Genomic DNA, 19,210 nt, shown 5'->3' on the forward strand with positions numbered 1-19,210 from the left:
GGACAACTCAGCTCTTGGTGATCGACCGCGACTGATGAATGCAGGTCCCTTGGCCGGAGCGGGCAGTCGACAGGAACACGGTGTCGACCAGGGTCTCGCTCTCCGGCTGGCGCGCGGAGGCGTCGGCAACGTCATTCTGAACCTGGTCTTTGATGTCGACGGAGAAAGTGCGCATTTCTATTTCCTCTGCTAAGGGCAAAAAAATGCAGGCCGCTCCGCCGGCCACCGCGACCGGCAGGAAATCCAAGTCCCGCGAGAAAAGCTTATGCGGGGTTTTTCACGCCGCACAAGCTCTTGAATGAAAAGGTTGCGGAAGCGGACCGGTCACGAAGGCCGGATCTTGCGCATTTGTGAAACATATGGTGCCGCTAGACCTGCGCTGAGGGTGCAGCAATTGCGCAGTCTTTTGCCTATTGTCGGCGCGACAGATTCGAATTGGCTTTATAAGTAAAACCGAATATGAAAAGGTTACGCTTTGGTGAATGCGTGGATCGGGTTCGCTCTGGGGGAGAGTGTGGCCCGTCATGCAAGGCCAGGACGCAAGCCGCAGTCTCGGCCCGTCCGGGTCGAGCGCACGTCTTGACCGCGTGAGGTGAGTGGCCGCCACTGCGAGTTCGGCTGCAAAAGACATGCTGCGTAGTGCTGCTTGGGACAACAAGAACGTGCCTTCCGTAGAAACTGGCAACGACAGTATCTTTCCGCGAGATTGGGAGCGTCGGCAGGCGTTCCACCGGATGTCGCCGGCCTCGCAAGCGGCGCTGAGCGGTGCCGTCCGCGAAGCGGTGCGTGGCGATCAGGTCTATCCGCACTATCAGCCGATCGTTGAGCTCGTGTCTCGCGACGTGGTTGCCGTGGAGGCGCTGGCGCGTTGGGCGCATCCCTGCGATGGCCTGATCGCGCCGGAGCGGTTCATTCCCGCGGCCGAATCCGGTGGCTTCATCGGAGATCTGTTCTTCCAAATGTTGCGGCGGGTGTGCGTGGATGGGCTGAAGTGGCGGTCACCCGTTCAGATCGCCGTCAACGTCTCGCCGCACCAGTTTCACGACGCCGGGCTTGCCGATAAGATCTTGTCGGTTTTGGATCGTACCGGCTTTCCGCCGCATCGGCTCGAGATCGAGGTTACCGAAGGCAATCCGATGCTCGATTGGAGCCGGGCGGCCAAGATCTTCCAGACCTTGAAGGCTCACGGCATTCGGCTCGCCCTCGACGATTTCGGCACCGGCTACGCCAATCTCGGCCACCTGCACATGCTGCCGTTCGACCGGGTGAAGATCGATCGCTCCTTCCTCCAGGCGATTCTTGAGCGGGCGGAAAACAGGACCATCGTCCGCTCGATCATTGCGCTTAGCCGGGAACTGGGCCTGTCGACCATTGGCGAAGGCGTGGAGACGGTTGGCCAGATGGATTGGCTCAAGGAGGCGGGATGCGAGCTCGCCCAAGGTCACTATTTCGGCTTTCCGCTGTCGGCCGAGGCGATCGAAGACCTGCTGTAGGGTCTCGCGGGACGGACCCGGGAACCGGAGCGCCGTCCGGATAGCGAGTCCCCGCATTTCGCTTGCATCTCGCCTCGGGCGTGCTCGGCTGTCAGTCGCTGAGCGGGCGCTCCAGGCGTCCCGCCAGATCCTGAATGAACTGCCAGGCCACGCGACCGGATCGCGAGCCGCGCGTGGTTGCCCATTCCAGCGCTTCCGCGCGCAGTCGATCGGAATCGACGGAGAGCCCGTAGTGATCCGCATAGCCGGTCACCATAGCAAGATATTCGTCCTGATTGCACTTGTGGAAGCCGAGCCACAGCCCGAACCGGTCCGACAGGGAGACCTTCTCTTCAACCGCCTCGCCGGGATTGATCGCGGTGGAACGCTCGTTCTCGACCATGTCGCGGGGCAGGAGGTGGCGCCGATTCGAGGTCGCGTAGAACAGCACGTTCTCCGGACGCCCTTCGATCCCGCCTTCCAGGACAGCCTTCAAGGATTTGTAGGAGGCATCGCCGCCATCGAACGACAGATCGTCGCAGAAGACGAGGAAGCGGTGCTCGCTGGCGCGCAGCATGGTCATCAGCGCGGGAAGGGTTTCTATGTCCTCGCGGTGGATCTCGATCAGCTTCAACGGCGTCCGCGTGCCGGTGTTCCGATTCACGTGCGCATGGGCCGCTTTGACCAGAGACGATTTGCCCATGCCGCGCGCGCCCCAGAGAAGCACGTTGTTGGCCGGCAGCCCGCGCGCGAATCGCTCGGTGTTGTCGACGAGCTGATCGCGCATCCGGTCGACGCCTTTGAGCAGGCCGATCGCCACCCGGTTGACCCGTCCGACCGGTTCGAGGCGGCCCGGCCGCGGCTGCCAAACGAAGGCGTCGGCCGCGTCGAAATCGGCAGCCTCCGGCATGGCGGGCACCGCCCGTTCGATCAGCGAGATCAACGCGTCCAGACGGGTGGTGAGAGCGGCGATATCGGCGTTGTCCAAGGTCTGTCGTCTCCTGAATGGGCGATGGCGTTCCGGCGGATTACGGGAGCGTCGGCCGGCATTGGCGCTGGAAAACGGGTTTCGTTTGCAAAGGCCACCATGGCCGCTATAGTCCGCGCCGTTTTTCGAGATCAAGGCGGAGACCGCAAATTCAGGCCCGCCGCGAGATCCGGGGAGCAATCCTCCGCAAGAGGGGATGGGGAAACACGGGTGCCGATTTTTCGTCCGCATCCCGCTCTAACTTATTGAGATCGATCACGGTCCTGATGTCCGGTCGCTGAGACCTGAGATCAGGATCGTGAGCCAAAGGCCAAACAGACGAGGTGAGTACGGTTCATGTGGGTGACCCCAGCCTATGCCCAGGGATTCGGCGGTGGTGGCGGCAGCGAGATGATCGTCTCCATTCTGCCATTCATCCTGATCTTCGCGATCATGTACTTCCTGGTGCTGCGGCCGCAGCGTCAGCGCATGAAGGCGCATCAGGAGATGGTGTCCGCGCTGCGTCGCGGCGACACCGTTGTGACGGCCGGCGGACTGATCGGCAAGATCACCAAGGTCGTGGACGAGAACGAAGTCCAGGTGGAGCTGTCCGAAGGCGTTCGCGTCCGGCTGGTCCGCAGCACCATCACCGAGGTTCGCGCCAAGAGCGAGCCGGTCAACGACAACGGCTGAGGCCGGCCCCAATTCAGCCGGCTCCACCTGCGATGGTGGCGTGCCGCCCGGCTTGGGGTGGGGCATGACTCGTCGCGGTCCTCATCGATAGGCATTCGATGCTTTATTTCGCGCGCTGGAAGATCGTTCTCATTGTCGGTGCCGTGATCCTCGGCATCCTGGCGGTGCTTCCGAATCTGTTTCCGAAGTCGTCGGTTGAAAACTGGCCGTCCTGGCTGCCGCATCGGCAGATCGTTCTCGGCCTCGATCTTCAAGGTGGCGCCTATCTGCTCTACCAGGTCGACCGTCAGGACTACGAGCAGAAGCGGCTGACCGCGCTCGTCGGCGATATCCGGACAGCGCTGCGGGAGGATCCGCGCATCGGCTATACCGGCCTCGGGGTGGCCGACAACGGCGCCCAGGTTCGCATCCGCGACACCGCCCAGTTCGAAGACGCACAGGAGCGGCTTGCCGATCTCGTCAATCCGCTACAGTCGACGCTGTTCGGACAGGGGACCGTCAACGAGTTCGAGATGACCACGGGCGAGGGGGGGCTGATCCGCTTCACCTTCACCGAGGACGGGCTGGCGCAGCGCATCCGCTCGATCGTTCAGCAGTCGATCGAAGTGATCCGTCGGCGTATCGACGAACTGGGCACCACTGAGCCCAGCATTCAGCGGGAAGGCGAAGACCGCATCCTGGTCGAGGCGCCGGGTCTCGATGATCCTCAGCGTCTCAAAGCCCTGGTCGGACAGACCGCGCAGCTCACCTTCCACCTGGTCGACAACAGCGTTGATCCCCGCCAGGCGATCGAGCAGCGACCACCGCCAGGCACCACGGTTCTCTACTCGCTGGACGACCCGCCTCAGCCCTACGTGGTGGAGGAAGCGCCGCTCCTCAACGGTGAGGATCTCACCGACGCCCAGGCGACGTTCAACCAGCAGACCAACGAGCCTGTCGTGACCTTCCGGCTCTCTACCGGCGGCGCGCGCAAGTTCGGCAATGTCACCTCCAACAATGTCGGCCGACCGTTCGCGATCGTGCTCGACAACGAGGTGATCTCCGCGCCGGTGATCCGAGAGCCGATTCTCGGCGGATCGGGGCAGATCTCCGGCAACTTCACGGTCCAGACCGCCAACGACCTCGCGATCCTTCTGAGGGCGGGTGCGTTGCCGGCCAAGCTGGAGATCGTGGAGGAGCGCACGGTTGGGCCGGGTCTCGGTCAGGATTCCATCGAGGCGGGCAAGATCGCGGCGGTTGCCGCTGTGATCGGCGTCACCCTCTCCATGATCCTGGTTTACGGTCTGTTCGGCGTGTTCGCCAACATCGCGCTGGTGGCGAACGTGATCCTGATCCTGGCGTTGTTGTCGTTGCTGCAAGCAACGCTGACGTTGCCCGGTATCGCAGGCATCGTGCTGACCATGGGCATGGCGGTGGACGCCAACGTGCTGATATACGAACGCATACGCGAGGAAGCGAAATCCGGCAGGTCGGCCATTACAGCGATCGACACCGGCTTCTCGCGCGCGCTCGGAACCATCCTCGACGCCAATATCACGACCCTGATCGCCGCCGTGATCCTGTTCCAACTCGGGTCCGGGCCGGTTCGCGGGTTCGCCGTGACGCTGGCGATCGGTATCGTGACGACCGTATTCTCGGCCTTCCTGTTCACCCGTCTGCTCGTTGCGCAATGGGTGCGGATGAAACGGCCGTCGGCCATCCCTCTGTGATCGGCTGAAACGGCGGAGCCAAGCATGCCTCTTCTGTCCCTGCCTACAGGCACCAAGTTCAGCTTCATGAAATATTGGAGGCTGGGCTTCGCCCTGTCGACGCTGCTGTCCGTCCTGTCGATCGTTCTGTTTTTCGCGGTCGGCCTGAACTACGGCATCGACTTCAAGGGCGGTACGCTGGTCGAGATCCAGACCAAGGACGGTCCGGCGAACATAGCCGAGTTGCGCCGTGAGATCGGCGAGCTCAATCTGGGTGATGTCCAGATCCAGGAGTTCGGTGCTCCCGACGATGTCCTAATCCGCGTCGAGCGTCAGCCCGGCGGCGACGATGCCCAGCAGCGGGCCATCCAGCTCCTGCGCGACATGTTCGGCGATCGGGTGAATTTCCGCCGTGTCGAAATCGTCGGGCCGCGGGTGTCATCGGAATTGGCCCGGGCCGGCGTGATCGCGGTGGTCGCGGCTCTGCTCGCGATCATGATCTACATTTGGTTCCGGTTCGAGTGGCACTTCGCGCTCGGCGCGGTTATCACCACGGCCCACGACGTGCTGATAACCATCGGGATGTTTGCGGTGGTCGGGTTGGAGTTCAACTTGACCAGTATCGCGGCTGTCTTGACCATCGTTGGCTACTCGTTGAACGACACCGTCGTCGTGTACGACCGGCTGCGCGAAAATCTTCGCCGCTACAAAAAGATGCCGCTGGCGCAACTGATCGACCAGTCGATCAACGAGATGCTGTCGCGCACGTTGATGACCTCGATCACCACGCTGATTGCGCTAATCGCGCTGTTCGTCTTCGGCGGCGAGGTGATCCGGTCCTTCACCTTCGCGATGATCTGGGGCGTGCTGATCGGCACCTACTCTTCGATCTTCGTGGCAGCGCCGCTCCTCATCATGTTCAAGCTTCGCCCCGATGCCGGCTCGGCCGCGGGCGAGGCAAGCACGGCAGGAGCGTCCTGAGATGGCACCAGGCGGGGAGGGGCGCGAGGTCCCGCCGGGTATCGTCCTGAAAGAGGCGCACTATCCGGGGCGGGCTCCGGTCGATGCCTACGGCGCCGGCGGATTCCGCTTCGCGGATATGTCCCACCGCGGCTCCATCCTCTGCGTCCCGTCCGGCATCTACGCCTGGACGCCGGAACGGCCGAAGGATCTCGATACAGATGCCTTCGCCCGCGTCGTGGCCGAAGCGGAGGAGATAGAACTGCTTCTGGTGGGGATGGGCGCGTTGCCGTTTCCGCTGCCGCAGCCGGTGTCGGAAACGTTGCGCGAGGCGGCCGTCCGCTTCGAGGTGATGCCGACCGGGTCGGCGGTGCGCACTTTCAACGTGCTGCTTGCCGAAGAGCGCCGGGTGGCCGCCGCGCTGCTGGCTGTTGAATAGGCCCGTTCCCGACCGTCTTACGTACCGAGAAGCCAGGCACCGTAGTTGCGGTTCGGCACATTTGAAATCCTGAGCCCATCGACGGCTGCCGTCAGCGCGTCGAGGTCGGCGGTTTCGAAGGCGAGCGTGGTTGCGCGGATGCCGGTTTCTTCCACGGTGACGGAGGTCCATTCGCCCATCACGTCGCCCGCCTGGAAGCGATGGCGGACCTTGGTTACAGACCGGGTTTCGAAGGCGGCCTGAGCCGTCGTCAGAGCGGTCAGCAGGTTCGTCACGGTCTGGCCGTCGGTGTCGGAAAGAGCGGTGTGCTGCGGCATCAAGAGAGATCCCACGGCCGCACAGATTTCCGGGCCCAACGGGAAGGCGGCCGATACCGCAACGCTCCAGCGTTCGAACGGTGGCTTCCGGTCGACGCGCCGCTTGATCTCGAAACGTTCTCCGCCGCGCAATTTGGTCAAGAGGTCGGGACGCTCGGGCAGCAGCAGGTAGCGATCCGTACGATTGTCCTCGCCGGTCTCCTGCCAACCGGCAAGCGGATTGTCCACGACGTCAGGCGGCAGCCAGACGCGGAATTCCCAGCGGTCGCTCGACGCCGATTGGGGAGATGTCGCCACGGTGCTGTCGTCCCCTCTGCGTTCGCTCCGACAGTGCCGGCGCCCAACCGGCCCTTCAACATTGAGCGAGGCTATGAGTTTCCCTCGCCGTTGCCGGCGACCGGAAGATTGGGGTCGCGGCCCCATTCCGCCCATGCGCCGTCATAGATGGCAATCGAGGTGTGGCCAAGAGAGCGGAGCGCGAGATTGAGTACGGCGGCCGAAACGCCGGATCCGCATGTCGTGATCACCGGCTTGTCGAGATCCACACCGGCATCCGCAAAGGCGGTATAGAGCGCGTCGACCGAGCGCAGCGATCCGTCCGGGCCGATCAGATTGGTGTAGGGCAGGTTGTAGGCGCCGGGCATGTGGCCGGAGCGAATGCCCTTGCGGGGCTCCGGCGCCGTGCCGGCGAACCGGCCGGAAGAGCGGGCATCGACCACGACCGCTTCGCCGGATTTCAGTGCGGCCAGGACGTCGTCCTTGGTCGCCACCATGGCGTGGTCGAGGCGGGCGGTGAAATGACGGGCCGGGCGGCGCACGATGCCGTCTTCCACCGGGCGTCCCTCGGCCAGCCAGCGGGGCAGGCCGCCATCGAGCACGAACACGCGCGGCGCACCCATGGCGCGGAACATCCACCATACCCGCGGAGCGGAGTAGAAGCCGACGGAATCGTAGACCACGATGGTCTGTCCATCGCCAATTCCGAGCCGGCGCACGGCGCTTGCGAACGCAGCCGGGGCTGGGAGCATATGGGGAAGGTCGGAGGTGTGGTCGGCCACTTCGTCGATATCGAGGAAGACGGCGCCCGGAATGTGGGCCTCGCGATATTCGGTCGCCGCCCTGCGTTCGGTCGTCGGCAGATGCCAGGAGCCGTCGACGACGACCACGTCGGGTGCGTCGATGTGGTCCGCAAGCCAGGCGGTTGAGACCAGATAGTCGTAACGGTGGTCTTGCACGTGGGCGTGTCCTCGGGTGTCAGGCTTTTCGATGGCGGCTTTCGGTCCCGGGCGCGCTGCGCCATGGGACTGGAAACCGCAGGACGGTCGCACAAGCCGGCTCCGTGGCGGAATTAGCCTGGGAGTACGGCGTGCGACCGGCTTCGAAGGTCAAATGCGTCGGTTCGATGCGATCGGGGTGTTCACCCCCGCTCTGTCGGCCCGAACCGATCGATCGCGAACGAGACGTCCTTTCCGGCCGTGCCATTTCGGTGTGCCGAAGCCACCGTACAGACCGGCAAGCGAAGGGGATGTCCCGCATCAGCATCAAAGTTCGTCGAGCTTGAGCCGGACGCGCCGGTTCTGCTTTCCCTTCTTCTCGATCTTTGAGATCAGGATCGGACCGATTTCCCCCGTGCTGCGCACATGCGTGCCGCCGCAAGGTTGCAGGTCGACGTCGCCTCCGATGCGAACCAGCCTCACTTGTCCCGACCCGCGGGGCGGCTTGACGCTCATGGTCTTCACCAGGCTCGGATTGGCGTCCAACTCCGCGTCGGTGATCCACTCCTGGGTGATCGCATGATCGGCCTCGATCAGGCGATTCACGGCGTCGGTGATCTCCGCCTTGTCGAGGCCGGCGTCCGGAATATCGAAATCCAGCCGGCTTTCCTCAGCGCCGATCTGCCCGCCGGTCACCGGATAGGGAAGGGCTGCGGTCAAAAGATGCAGCGCGGAGTGCATCCGCATGTGACGCAGGCGCCGGTCCCAGTCCAATGCCATCGAAACGGTCGATCCGATCGCCGGTAGGCTCGTCCCTTCGGCCAGCACATGGACGATTGTCGTCCGATCCTCGCCATAGATCGTATCTGACACCGATATGGGGCCGGAGGTCTCCGTCTCAAACCGTCCGATATCGCCGGGCTGACCGCCGCCGGCTGCATAGAAGATGGTTCGGTCGAGGATGGCACCGTTTCCGGCATGACCCACCACGGTCGCCTCGCACGTCGCGAGATAGGGGTCGTCGCGGAACAAGGGGATCGTCGGTTCGGCCATGGTTTCCGGTGTTGGGTCTCAGTCGACCGGCTCGAACGGGATGTCGATCGACGGTTTTCGCTCCAGCCAGGCCGGCACCGGAAGGTCCTTGGAGCGGAGGAACTCCGGATTGAACAGCCGCGAGGCGTAGCGATTGCCGTAGTCGCAAAGGATGGTCACGATGGTGTGGCCGGGTCCCAGGTGACGGGCGAGACGGATCGCGCCGGCGACGTTGATGCCCGAGGACCCTCCCAGGCAAAGGCCTTCGTGCTCCAGGAGGTCGAACACGATCTGCACCGCCTCGGCGTCCGGGATCTGGAAGGCGACGTCCACCGGCGCGCCCTCGAGATTCTTCGTGATGCGCCCTTGGCCGATTCCCTCGGTGATGGAGGAACCTTCGGACTTCAACTCGCCTTCGGTGTAGTAGCTGTAAAGCGCGGCGCCTAACGGATCGGCAAGCCCGACAACGACTTCCGGGTTGCGCTCCTTCAGCGCCATGCCGCAGCCGGCAAGCGTGCCGCCACTGCCGACGGCGCAGATGAAGGCGTCGACGTTGCCGTCCGTCTGTTCCCAGATTTCCGGACCGGTGGTGCGGATATGGGCTTCGCGGTTGGAGACGTTGTCGAACTGGTTGGCCCAGATCGCGCCTTCGGGAGTCCTCTTGGCGAGCTGCTCGGCGAGCCGGCCGGAGAGCTTCACGTAGTTGTTCGGATTCCGGTAGGGAACCGCCGGCACTTCGATCAGTTCGGCCCCGGAGAGGCGAAGCATCAGCTTCTTCTCTTCCGATTGGGTCTCGGGAATCACGATCACGGTGCGGAAGCCGAGGGCATTTCCGACCATGGCGAGGCCAATGCCGGTGTTGCCGGCCGTACCTTCCACGATGATGCCGCCCGGCTTGAGGTCGCCGCGCTCCATCGCGTCGCGAACGATGAAGTAGGCCGCGCGGTCCTTGACCGACTGGCCGGGGTTCAAAAACTCCGCCTTGCCGAGAATCTCGCACCCGGTCTCTTCCGAAGCCCGGTTGAGGCGGATCAGCGGCGTGTTTCCGATAGCTTCGAGAACGGATCCGAGGACGGCCATGACCCTGCTTTCGTTCTGGTTCGCCGCCAAGCTAGCGACACCGTCGTGTCACATCAACCGCGATCCGCGTACGAGATGGACCGTCGTCGGGCAGGAGATATGCGATTTCGGCATAATCGGTTGATCCGGCGGGGCTGCCTCTGCGTAGATAGCGCGTCACGTACACCAACGGACTTCGGACGGCGCATACTTCCGTGATTGATGAAAACGCTGCGTCCCACGGGGCGCTCGATACGCTTCTTGCCGAATACGTCGCCGGCGGCCTGCCGCAACCGGTCGAGGTGATGGTAGCCGCGCATATCGAACTGAACGAGGTGAGCCGACGGTTCGCGTCCGATCTGGAACGCGCTGCCGGCGTGGTGCTCGATCGTCTGGAGCCGGTTGCGGTGGCGGACCGGGACCATAATCTCGACTCGATTTTCGCGCTGGATGCGGATCTTAAGCCCGATGTGGGCTTTCGGTCCTTGGTTGAAGGTGCGGCGCTCCCATCTGCTTCGGGCCTGCCGCGCGCGATCGAGCGCTATGCCGGCCGGCCGCTGAGCGACGTCCCCTGGCGCAGGCGGCTGCCGGGTATCCAGCAGTGGCGGATCGGAACGGAAGAGGGCTACGAGGCGAGCCTTGTCCGGCTGCGGCCGGGATGTGGATTGCCGCCGCACACCCATAACGGCACGGAGATGACACTGGTGCTCCAAGGCGGCTTTTCCGATTCGCTCGGGCACTACGGGGTCGGCGATATATCGATCGCCGACGATGAGATTGACCACCAGCCGATCGCCGACGACGATGGCGATTGTATCGGCTTCGTGGTCAGCAACGCTTCGCTGCATTTGACCGGCTGGATCGGCCGACTGCTTGCGCCGTTTCGCCCGCGCTGAGCGGAATGGCCGGGCTCATGCCCGCCGACGTCGCTGCTACCCAACGAAAGCGAGACATCATGTCGTCGCATCGATTTGTCGCCACGCCGTCCGACGGGATCGTATGGATCACCGGCGCGAGCTCGGGGATCGGGGCGGCGGTGGCCAGCCGGCTTGCCGCCGCCGGCTTCACGGTGGTGGTGACGGCGCGCCGGGAGGAGAAGCTTCAGTCCCTGGCGGAGCAGTCGTCCGGACCTGGCCGCATTGTTCCGTGTGCCGGTGACGTTACGGACGGCGAACAAATGGAAGCGCTCGTCGATCGCATCGAGCGGGAGGTCGGACCGATTGCGCTCGCCGTCTTGAATGCCGGTGTCTATTTGCCGGTAGTCGATGGCGGGATCGACCGGGGGATCTTCGACAAAACCTTCGCCGTGAACGTAACCGGCACGATGAATGCGCTCGCCCCGGTCTCGAAACGGATGCAGGCGCGCGGCCACGGTCAGATCGCGATCGTTGCCTCGGTCGCCGGCTATTTCGGGTTGCCGACGGCGGCCGCCTATGGCGCCAGCAAGGCGGCGCTGATCAATCTCGCCGAGGCGCTGAAATTCGATTTCGACAATCAGGGCCTGACCATCCAGATCGTGGCGCCGGGCTTTGTCGATACGCCGGCGACGGCGGACAACCCGTTTCCGATGCCGTTCCTGATGAAGGTCGACCAAGCCGCCGACCGCATCGTGGCAGGGCTCAAGACCGGCCGATTCGAGATCACCTTTCCGCGCCGCTTCACCTATGGGCTGAAGATCATCCGGATACTGCCCTACGGTCTGTTCTTTCCGTTGATCGCCCGCTTCACCGGCTGGAGCCGGCACAATCGGACCGATCAATCCACTTGATGGTCATGGCGCGGTCGGCGCTTCGTCGATTCGACGGACGAGACGGGCCTGAGCGGTCTCGTCGAGCGAGTAACCCCACATCAACGCGATTGCCCCCGCCTTGAGTGCGATCGGCACCCAGGCATAAAGCACGGCGAGCGCGAACAGGCCGTCGCCGGCTTCCGGATCGTCGGGACGAAAGCCAAACAGCGCGAGCAGGGGAAAGGCGATCCCGACCGCTGCCGCCAGCGCCAGCTTGGTGGCAAGCCCCCAAAGCGCGAAATAAAGACCCGTCCGTTGGCTGCCGGAGGAGGCGGTGTCGATGTCGACCGCATCGGCCTGCATGGCTGCCGGCAGCACCAGATCCGCCCCGACGGCGAGCCCGGTGAGGACGCAGATCGCGCCAAACGGAACGACGTCGCCCGGGCCAAGTGCCGGCACGACGGCAAACACGAAGCACGCCGCGATCATCGCGATTGCCCAGGTACGGTGCTTGCCGATCCGCTTGCTCAGTGTCAGCCAGAGCGGGATGCCAAGGATGCCGCAGAGAAAGTAGAGAAACAAAAGCGGTCCCTGTAGGGTCGGTTCGCCGAGCACCCGGCCGACGAACAGGAGGAACAGCGTGGCCGGTAGCCCGTTTGCGAGCGAGTTGATCGCAAAGGCGGCGATCAGCCGGAGGAAGGGGCGGTTGGCCGTGATATGGCGCAAGCCCTCGGCTAGGCCGACGCGCCGCCGCGACCGGTCCGCCGGTTCCGGCACGGAGAGGACGGCCGCCAATGCGGTGGTGGGCAGCAGGACCAGAAGCCCGATCGCGATCCAGGTAAGCGCGCGCCCGAGATCGTCGGCGGCAAGAATCGCCGGAACGCCGGCTGCTAGCAGCGAGCCCGCGACCACGAGGCCTTCCCGCGCGCCGGCGATGTCGGATCGGCCGTGATAGTCGGTGGAGAGCTCCGCCCCCCAGGCATTGAAGGGGACGAGGGCGGCGGTGCTCGCAATCGAGGTTAGGGTGCCCCAGAGCAGAAGATAAGAGATCCCGGCGTCGCTTGGCGGCATGAAGAGCATGGCGCTCGTTACGGCCGTCAACGGAGCGGCGGCAATCAGCCAGCTTTTCCGCCGACCGAAGCGGGGTTGCCACCGGTCGGCGAGCAAACCGACGACCGGGTCGGATATCGCATCCACCACTCGGATGGCGACGAAGGCGGTGCCCACGGCGGCGAGCGGAAGACCGAGCCCCTCCGCGTAGTACGTCGGCAGCAGGATGAAGAGCGGAAACTGAAGGATCGCCAGCGGCAGTGCCGGCAGGGCGTAGACGAGGACCGAGGTCCTCCACTGCGGTTTGGCCGCCGACGCCAAGATTTAGGGCCGGGCGAACACGAAGTGGCGCACATCGATCGAGCCGGCCCGGAAGCCGGCCTCGCAATAATGTAGATAGAACTCCCACATGCGCCGGAAGCGTTCGTCGAAGCCGAGCGGAGAAAGTCTCGGCCAGGCGGTGCGGAAGCGCTCGCGCCATTCCGACAGCGTGCGGGCGTAGTCGGTCCCGAACCCGGATTCGTGCATTAGGCTCAGCCCCACCGTTCGGCCGAGCTTGGCGACGCCTTCCGCGGGCGGCAGCATGCCGCCGGGAAAGATGTAGCGCTGGATGAAGTCCGGCGACCGGCGGTAACGTGCGAAGTGGCGGTCGTCGATGGTGATGATTTGCAGGCCCGCCTGGCCGCCCGGCCGCAACCGATCGCGCAGCATCTCGAAATAGCCCGGCCAGTAGCGCTCGCCAACGGCCTCGAACATTTCGATTGAGACGATCCGGTCGAAGCGGCCGGGGAGGTCGCGATAGTCGGTAAGGGCCACGGTCACCCGATCGGAGAGGCCGACCTCGGCGATCCGGCGGGTGGCGTAGGCGTGCTGGGCGCGGCTGATGGTGATGGCCGTCACCCGGCAATCGAGCTCGCGTGCGGCATATTCGGCAAATCCGCCCCAGCCGCAGCCGACTTCCAGCACATGCTCGCCCGGCTTTATGCCCGTGCGTTGCGCCAACGCACGATATTTGTCGCGCTGAGCGGTTTCCAGGTCGTTCGCACCGGCGCCAAAGAAGGCCGACGAGTAGGTCATCGACGGGTCGAGCCAGGCCTCGTAGAAGTCGTTGCCGAGATCGTAGTGGGCCGCGATGTTGCGCTTGGAGCCCCGGCGCGTGTTGCTGTTCAGCCAGTGGCGCAGCGACAAAAGCGCGCGTACCATGGGGCGGGCGGCGAGCGCGTTGGCCACGGCGTCGCGATTGGCTGCGAAGAGCTGGAGAAAAACGGTGGGGTCGGGGCTCGACCATTCGCCGGCCATGAACGATTCCGCCACGCCGATATCGCCGCTCTGCAGAAGCCGGCGCACGAACCGCCAGTCATGAATTCGAAGCACGGCGTTCGGTCCGGGTTCGGCGGCCTCCACATAGAAGGTGCGTCCGTCGGGAACAGTTACGTCCAGCCGGCCGAGCCGCAGGTTGAGCGCAATGGAAAAGCCTTTCCGGACGATCGGCGGCAGACCTTTCAACACGGACTTGGCGTTGGTCGGCGCGAGACGGATCGGCAAAGTGGTGTCGGTCGACATGGAAGCGGTCCTGCTGGTTCGGGCCTGTCACCTGGAGGCTGTGGCGGATTGAGGTAGCGGACGCGGGGCGTCGCTCAAGCAGAATGCCATGACCTCTCGTCTTCGGTGGAGGCCGACGAGCGGGTTGCGACAATGCTGACAGGGCTCGCCCGCTTGGGCGCCGACGCCCTGGAGACGAGCGGCACGCGCTTCAGCCAGAGCCTCAACGCCTCGAAGTGGATGCCTGCGATCACCTTGAAGCTCATCAGCGGGATCGCGAAGAAGCAGCGCGCAAGCGCGCCACGGGAGGCGGGAACATGGCGTCCGGCGAAAGTCGCTGCGAAGGTTGGCCCGTCGGCATCGCTCTCCAGGATGCGGATGCGCACCGCCTCGCCGGGCGGCAGAATGCGGAAGCGATAGGTCTCCTCCATCGGCATGAAGGGGGAGACGTAGAAGGCCTTCTGCGCGCTCTGGGATATGCCGGCGGCGCTCGCATCCCCCGCCTCGACCGGAACCACATAGGTGTGCCGTTCGCCGAAGGTGTTGCGCACCTCGTAGAGCAGCGCCGTGAGAGTGTCGTCCTGGTAGGCGAAATAGACCGTCAGCGGATCGAACACGTAACCGAGCACGCGCGGATAGCACAGCATCAGCACCCGGTCGGGACGGGGCAGGCCCGCCTCCGTCAGGAGCCGGTCGACATGCGGTCTCAGCGGCGAGCCATCGCCGGCGCCGTGATCGGCTTCGTGCAGGGACAGCGGTGCGAAGCGATTGACCGCGAACCACGGCGCAAGCCGCTTGGCATCCCCGAGCCGGTCGAGATCGGCGAGCAGCGAGAACACCCGGTAGCGGAAGCGATGGCCCACCGGCTTCAGCCGGGCGTGCATGACGTCGCCGGGATAGAGCGCGAAGGCCGTCTCGGGAGCGGGGCCGTTTGCTGCAACGGTGGTGGGAAAGGTCCGGGTCATTCGGCGGCCTCCAGCATCGCCGGAGCGGGCGCGGGGCGGCGCCACGGCACGCTGCCGCCCAGAGCCTCGGCGACGGCGATTCCGGAAACAAGCCCGTCCTCGTGGAAGCCGTAGCCGGTCCAGGCACCGGCAAAGCGGGTGTGATTGGTGCCCTGGATCGCCGGTAGGGCCTCCTGGGCGGCAATGGCGGCGCGATCGAACTGCGGATGGCCGTAGCTGAATTTGGCGAAGGTGAGTTCGGGTGCGGGCGCAAATGGCGGATTTAGCGTCACGAACAGCGGGCAGGCCGGATCGATCGGCTGCAGCCGGTTCATCCAGTAGCTGACGGCCACGCCTTCGGCAGGGTGATCCGCTGGCCAGCTCAAATAGTTCCAGGACGCCCAGACCGACCGCCGCTTTGGCATCAGGCGCGGATCGCGATGAAGATAGACGTCGTTCGGCCGATAGCCGATCGCGCCCAGGATCTCGCGCTCCTGGTGGGTCGGGCGGTTAAGCAGCGCCAGAGCCTGGTCGGAATGGGTGGCGATCACGACCTGATCGAACCGGTCGTGGTGACCGGTCTCGTCGATCACGGTCACCCCGAACGTATCGCGCTCGATGCGGCGCACCGGCGTGCCAAGCCGCACGGTGCCCGCCCGCCGCACCTTATCCAGAAGCCGGTGGACATAGACCCGGCTGCCACCTTTGACCGTGCGCCACTGCGGCCGCTCAGTATCGATCAGTCGATGATTGTCGAAGAAGGAGAGGAGGGCTCTGGCGGGAAAGTCGAGCATCCGCTCTGCTGGCATCGACCAGATCGCCGCCCCCATCGGCACCAGATAGTCCGCGGCGAAGGAGCGGGAGAAGCCACGCATGACGAGATAGTCGGCGAGCGTCACTGCGGCGTCGATCCCGTGCGCGAGATCGCTGCGCGCCGTTGCGTTAAAACGCGCAATGTCGCGCAGCATGCGCAGGAAACGCGGCGAGACCAGGTTGCGCTTGCAGGCGAAGACGGAGCCGAGCGATTGCCCGGACCATTCCAGCTTCCGGTCCCGCGCCGAGACCGCAAAGCTCATGTCGCTTGTTGCCGTCGGTATGTCGAGGACCTCGAACAGGCTGACGAGGTTGGGGTAGTTCAGCTCGTTATAGACGATGAAACCGGTGTCGACGGCAATGGCGCGGCCGTCATAGTCGACGTCTACTGTCGCGGAATGGCCGCCCGCACGCGCCTCGGCTTCGTAGAGCACCACGTCGTGACGATCGCACAGCGCCCAGGCCGCGGCGTTGCCGGAAATGCCGGAGCCGATGACGGCGATGCGCTGGGCAGGCGGTTTGGCGAAGACGACGTTCACGCGGCTTTCCCCTTGATGTTCTCATAGGCGGCAAGTGCGCGCTTGCGGGCGCGGCCGTGATCGACGATCGGCTTCGGATAGGTCTCGCCCAGCACGACGCCCGCTTTCTTCAGCGCGTTTTCCGGGGCACGCCAGGGTTCGTGGATGTAGGCGTCCGGAAGATTGGCGATCTCGGGCACGAAGGTGCGCACATAGGTGCCGTCCGGATCGAACTTCTTGCCCTGCAGCACGGGATTGAAAATGCGGAAATAGGGGGCGGCATCTGCCCCGGATCCCGCGACCCACTGCCAACTCGCCGGATTGTTGGCCGGGTCGGCATCCACCAGCGTGTCCCAGAACCAGGCCTCGCCCACCCGCCAATCGACGAGCAGGTCCTTGGTCAGGAACGAGGCCACCACCATGCGGACGCGGTTGTGAAGCCAGCCAGTCTGCCAGAGCTGGCGCATGCCAGCATCGACGATCGGATAGCCGGTTTGACCGGCCTGCCAGGCTTGGATGGCCGCGTTGTCGTTGGCCCAGGGAAAATCATCGAACGAAGACTGCACGTTCTCCCGCTCGATCGGGGGCAGGTGATAGAGCAGGTTGTAGGCGAATTCCCGCCACAGAACCTCGCTCTGGAACTTCTCCGCCGATGCCCGCGCCGCGTCATTTCCGGCTGTTGCGACGGCGGCATCGGTCCGTGCCCAGACGGTGCGCGGCGAGATCTCGCCGAAGCGCAGATAGGGCGAGAGCCGGGAGGTCACGTCGTTGGCGGCGAAATCGCGCTCGGGCTTGTAGCGGGTGAGATTTTTGTCGAGGAAGCGGTCGAGCACCGCGTCTGCTTCCGCTTCGCCCGGCGTCCAGGTCTCGCGGAGGCCTCCGGCCCAGTCCGGTTTGGTCGGCCTCAGCTTCAGATCGTCGAGCGCGAGACTGTCCGGCCACGCCACGGGCGCTGCGAGCCGCTTCGGCACCTTGAGCGGGGAGATCTCGGGGAACTTGGCGTGTAGCGCCCGCGCGAACGGCGTATAGACCTTGTAGAAACCGCCGTCATTGGTGGTGACGGTTCCAGGTTCGGCGATCAGTGCGCCGTTGAAGTCTGTTGCCTGGACTCCGTCTCGCTCCAGAGCGGATTTCAAATCCGCGTCCTGCTCGCGCGCGGAGGGATGATATCGCCGGTTCCAGAATACCGCCTGCGCGCCGACTTCCCGGGCGAGCGCAACAACGCTGTCGGACGAGCCGCGCCGCAGGATCAGGCGTCCGCCGAGACGGTGCAGATCGTCCGCCAGGCTTTTCAGCGCGCCATGCAGCCACCATCGGGCGGCACCGCCCATCGGGCGACGGGTGTCGGAGCCGATTTCGTCCATGTAGAGCGGGATCACCGGCGCCCCGGTCTCCGCCGCCGCGGTCAGTGCCGGATTGTCGGCCAGTCGCAAATCGTCGCGAAACCAGACGATCACCGGAGGACGATCATCGGCGGGCGTCTTTTGCTTTTCCGTTTTTTTGTCGGCGGACTTTGCGGGCATTCAGACCTGAACCACTCGGTTGTCGTTTCCATCGGCGGGTTTGTCGACAGCTACGCAACCGCTGCGGGCCCGGATCACGTCCGGTGCGGGAAAAGGTGGGGCAGACGGAAGACGGGGGGTGTTGGCGTCGCGACGGACGCCCTCAACGAAAAAGACCGGTGCGGCTGTCGCACCGGTCTCCTCAATTTGTCGCTCAACGGCGGCAGGCCGCGGCCCACTCTTCCTGAATTGCTTAGATCCAGTTCAGCGCCGTATCCAGCGCGGTCCGCGCCTTTTGATGCACGGCCTCACCGAAGCGCGCCATACGCAAAAGGTTGTCCTGTACCTTGCGTTCGGCGCGGGGCTGATAGGCTTCGATCGTCAGATCCGCGCCTGTCACTTCCTTGGAGGCGACGTCGCGGTTGCCATCGATCGTCAACCGATCCGTCTTCTTGGTCACCGTGCTGGTTCTGGCCTCGTCGCCGGCGCGAGCCGAAATGGCAGGTCCGTTCTGCATCAGGACGGTCTCGTTGGCGCCGATTTCCGTTTGGGCCAAGGCCTGTCCCTTCGGGTTGACCACCGTGACTTCATAGCGACCGTCGTCGAGCGGACGCACGGACCCCACCTTGACCGATGTGTTCGCTACGGCGACGCGTTCCATCGGCGCCGCCTCGCCCAGACGATCGGACCGGAAGCTTTCTGCGATGGCCAACGGCGCAGTAAACAGAACTGCGCCGGCGAGCACGGTCGCGACAATAGGAGTCTCGTTGCTGCGTTTCATCTTTTCGCACTCCGAGATCAGGACGCCATCTGGCTCCGTCGATGCTTTCCCTTGGCCAGATCAACGCGTCTGTTACCGAAACGTTCCTTCGAAATGGGCAAGGAGGATCGCGCGTACCAGGGCCGCTCCCGAAAAAGTGAGAGCGCGCGACGGCCGTCGGCGCAGCGAAAACAACTCGGAGGGATGTGAAAAAAGCGCGGTACCGGCAGTGAGACTGCACCCAAGGTGCGCGCCACTCATCTCTGGCCAGACAACGTCAAATCGCTCAAGGGCGCACCCGGTTACGACCGTATGTGCGTCGGCGATTGACTAGGGATTTTCTCCGAAGACGGCGAAGTGATCGGAATGGTCAAAGTCGCGTCGCGCGGCGGAGCTTACGACCTAAGTGTTTGATCCCGGGTTTTGATGGTGCGCTCTTTTCGCCGGGATGGAGGGATGCGCTATGGGACAGGTTTTACACGGCAGCGCCACGACGACGGAGGCGATCCGT

The 19,210-nt window shown here is 64.4% G+C and carries 19 protein-coding genes; 7 read left to right on the top strand and 12 right to left on the bottom strand.

Annotated elements, in window-relative coordinates; translation table 11 throughout:
* Nucleotides 1-7: 7 nt before the first annotated feature.
* On the bottom strand, nucleotides 8-175 hold the full coding sequence (locus tag HNS03_RS18385) for a hypothetical protein (RefSeq protein ID WP_367197431.1): 168 nt from the start codon (nucleotides 173-175) through the stop codon (nucleotides 8-10).
* Nucleotides 176-734: 559 nt separating this feature from the next.
* Between HNS03_RS18385 and HNS03_RS18390 the strand changes: the two genes are divergently transcribed.
* A complete protein-coding gene (locus HNS03_RS18390) occupies nucleotides 735-1,493 on the top strand; it encodes a putative bifunctional diguanylate cyclase/phosphodiesterase (RefSeq protein ID WP_367197432.1) in 759 nt (252 codons plus the stop codon).
* A 91-nt stretch (nucleotides 1,494-1,584) separates the two neighbouring features.
* Here the strand turns inward: HNS03_RS18390 and HNS03_RS18395 are convergent, their stop codons facing one another.
* Nucleotides 1,585-2,415, bottom strand: a complete 831-nt coding sequence (locus HNS03_RS18395) for an ATP-binding protein (protein ID WP_367197463.1) — start codon at nucleotides 2,413-2,415, stop codon at nucleotides 1,585-1,587.
* Nucleotides 2,416-2,796: 381 nt separating this feature from the next.
* Here HNS03_RS18395 and yajC point away from each other — a divergent pair, with 381 nt between their 5' ends.
* From yajC to HNS03_RS18415, 4 genes are all read left to right on the top strand, one after another.
* The gene (gene yajC / locus HNS03_RS18400; protein WP_367197434.1) at nucleotides 2,797-3,132 is read left to right on the top strand and encodes a preprotein translocase subunit YajC; all 336 of its coding nucleotides are present in this window, start codon (nucleotides 2,797-2,799) and stop codon (nucleotides 3,130-3,132) included.
* A 98-nt stretch (nucleotides 3,133-3,230) separates the two neighbouring features.
* Nucleotides 3,231-4,841, top strand: a complete 1,611-nt coding sequence (gene secD, locus HNS03_RS18405) for a protein translocase subunit SecD (protein ID WP_367197436.1) — start codon at nucleotides 3,231-3,233, stop codon at nucleotides 4,839-4,841.
* Between the two features lie 24 nt (nucleotides 4,842-4,865).
* Nucleotides 4,866-5,801, top strand: a complete 936-nt coding sequence (gene secF, locus HNS03_RS18410) for a protein translocase subunit SecF (protein ID WP_367197437.1) — start codon at nucleotides 4,866-4,868, stop codon at nucleotides 5,799-5,801.
* Between the two features lies 1 nt (nucleotide 5,802).
* Nucleotides 5,803-6,219 (top strand): Mth938-like domain-containing protein, encoded by a 417-nt coding sequence (locus HNS03_RS18415; protein WP_367197439.1) that lies wholly within the window; start codon nucleotides 5,803-5,805, stop codon nucleotides 6,217-6,219.
* Nucleotides 6,220-6,236: 17 nt separating this feature from the next.
* Here HNS03_RS18415 and HNS03_RS18420 read toward each other — a convergent pair whose 3' ends face one another.
* The 4 genes from HNS03_RS18420 to HNS03_RS18435 all read right to left on the bottom strand — a co-directional run bounded on the left by HNS03_RS18420 (nucleotide 6,237) and on the right by HNS03_RS18435 (nucleotide 9,862).
* Nucleotides 6,237-6,833, bottom strand: a complete 597-nt coding sequence (locus HNS03_RS18420) for a hypothetical protein (protein ID WP_367197440.1) — start codon at nucleotides 6,831-6,833, stop codon at nucleotides 6,237-6,239.
* A 71-nt stretch (nucleotides 6,834-6,904) separates the two neighbouring features.
* Nucleotides 6,905-7,771: a 3-mercaptopyruvate sulfurtransferase gene (gene sseA / locus HNS03_RS18425; protein ID WP_367197441.1), complete on the bottom strand. Its 867-nt coding sequence runs from the start codon at nucleotides 7,769-7,771 to the stop codon at nucleotides 6,905-6,907.
* Nucleotides 7,772-8,077: 306 nt separating this feature from the next.
* Entirely contained in the window at nucleotides 8,078-8,803 is a 726-nt protein-coding gene (locus HNS03_RS18430) for an alanyl-tRNA editing protein (RefSeq protein ID WP_367197443.1), read from the bottom strand.
* A gap of 18 nt (nucleotides 8,804-8,821) precedes the next feature.
* Nucleotides 8,822-9,862, bottom strand: a complete 1,041-nt coding sequence (locus tag HNS03_RS18435; RefSeq protein WP_367197445.1) for a cysteine synthase A — start codon at nucleotides 9,860-9,862, stop codon at nucleotides 8,822-8,824.
* A 194-nt stretch (nucleotides 9,863-10,056) separates the two neighbouring features.
* Here HNS03_RS18435 and HNS03_RS18440 point away from each other — a divergent pair, with 194 nt between their 5' ends.
* Both HNS03_RS18440 and HNS03_RS18445 read left to right on the top strand, forming a co-directional pair.
* On the top strand, nucleotides 10,057-10,737 hold the full coding sequence (locus HNS03_RS18440) for a ChrR family anti-sigma-E factor (protein ID WP_367197446.1): 681 nt from the start codon (nucleotides 10,057-10,059) through the stop codon (nucleotides 10,735-10,737).
* A 59-nt stretch (nucleotides 10,738-10,796) separates the two neighbouring features.
* Complete coding sequence (locus tag HNS03_RS18445; protein ID WP_367197448.1) at nucleotides 10,797-11,609, top strand: SDR family NAD(P)-dependent oxidoreductase; 813 nt, start codon at nucleotides 10,797-10,799, stop codon at nucleotides 11,607-11,609.
* A 3-nt stretch (nucleotides 11,610-11,612) separates the two neighbouring features.
* On the opposite strand, the gene HNS03_RS18450 is transcribed toward HNS03_RS18445, so the two are convergent.
* The 6 genes from HNS03_RS18450 to HNS03_RS18475 form a co-directional block, all read right to left on the bottom strand.
* Nucleotides 11,613-12,941, bottom strand: coding sequence for an MFS transporter (locus tag HNS03_RS18450; protein ID WP_367197450.1), 1,329 nt, complete (start codon nucleotides 12,939-12,941; stop codon nucleotides 11,613-11,615).
* A gap of 3 nt (nucleotides 12,942-12,944) precedes the next feature.
* Nucleotides 12,945-14,183: a class I SAM-dependent methyltransferase gene (locus HNS03_RS18455; RefSeq protein WP_367197452.1), complete on the bottom strand. Its 1,239-nt coding sequence runs from the start codon at nucleotides 14,181-14,183 to the stop codon at nucleotides 12,945-12,947.
* A gap of 74 nt (nucleotides 14,184-14,257) precedes the next feature.
* Nucleotides 14,258-15,127, bottom strand: coding sequence for a DUF1365 domain-containing protein (locus HNS03_RS18460; RefSeq protein WP_367197453.1), 870 nt, complete (start codon nucleotides 15,125-15,127; stop codon nucleotides 14,258-14,260).
* Nucleotides 15,124-16,458 (bottom strand): NAD(P)/FAD-dependent oxidoreductase, encoded by a 1,335-nt coding sequence (locus HNS03_RS18465; RefSeq protein WP_367197455.1) that lies wholly within the window; start codon nucleotides 16,456-16,458, stop codon nucleotides 15,124-15,126. The genes HNS03_RS18460 and HNS03_RS18465 overlap by 4 nt, the downstream gene beginning before the upstream one ends.
* Nucleotides 16,455-17,894, bottom strand: a complete 1,440-nt coding sequence (locus HNS03_RS18470) for a deoxyribodipyrimidine photo-lyase (protein ID WP_367197456.1) — start codon at nucleotides 17,892-17,894, stop codon at nucleotides 16,455-16,457. The genes HNS03_RS18465 and HNS03_RS18470 overlap by 4 nt, the downstream gene beginning before the upstream one ends.
* Before the next feature lie 298 nt (nucleotides 17,895-18,192).
* Nucleotides 18,193-18,720, bottom strand: coding sequence for a hypothetical protein (locus HNS03_RS18475; RefSeq protein WP_367197458.1), 528 nt, complete (start codon nucleotides 18,718-18,720; stop codon nucleotides 18,193-18,195).
* Nucleotides 18,721-19,210 lie beyond the last annotated feature (490 nt).

Origin of the sequence: Amorphus sp. 3PC139-8, assembly GCF_040750475.1 — a bacterium.
Lineage (GTDB): Bacteria > Pseudomonadota > Alphaproteobacteria > Rhizobiales > Amorphaceae > Amorphus.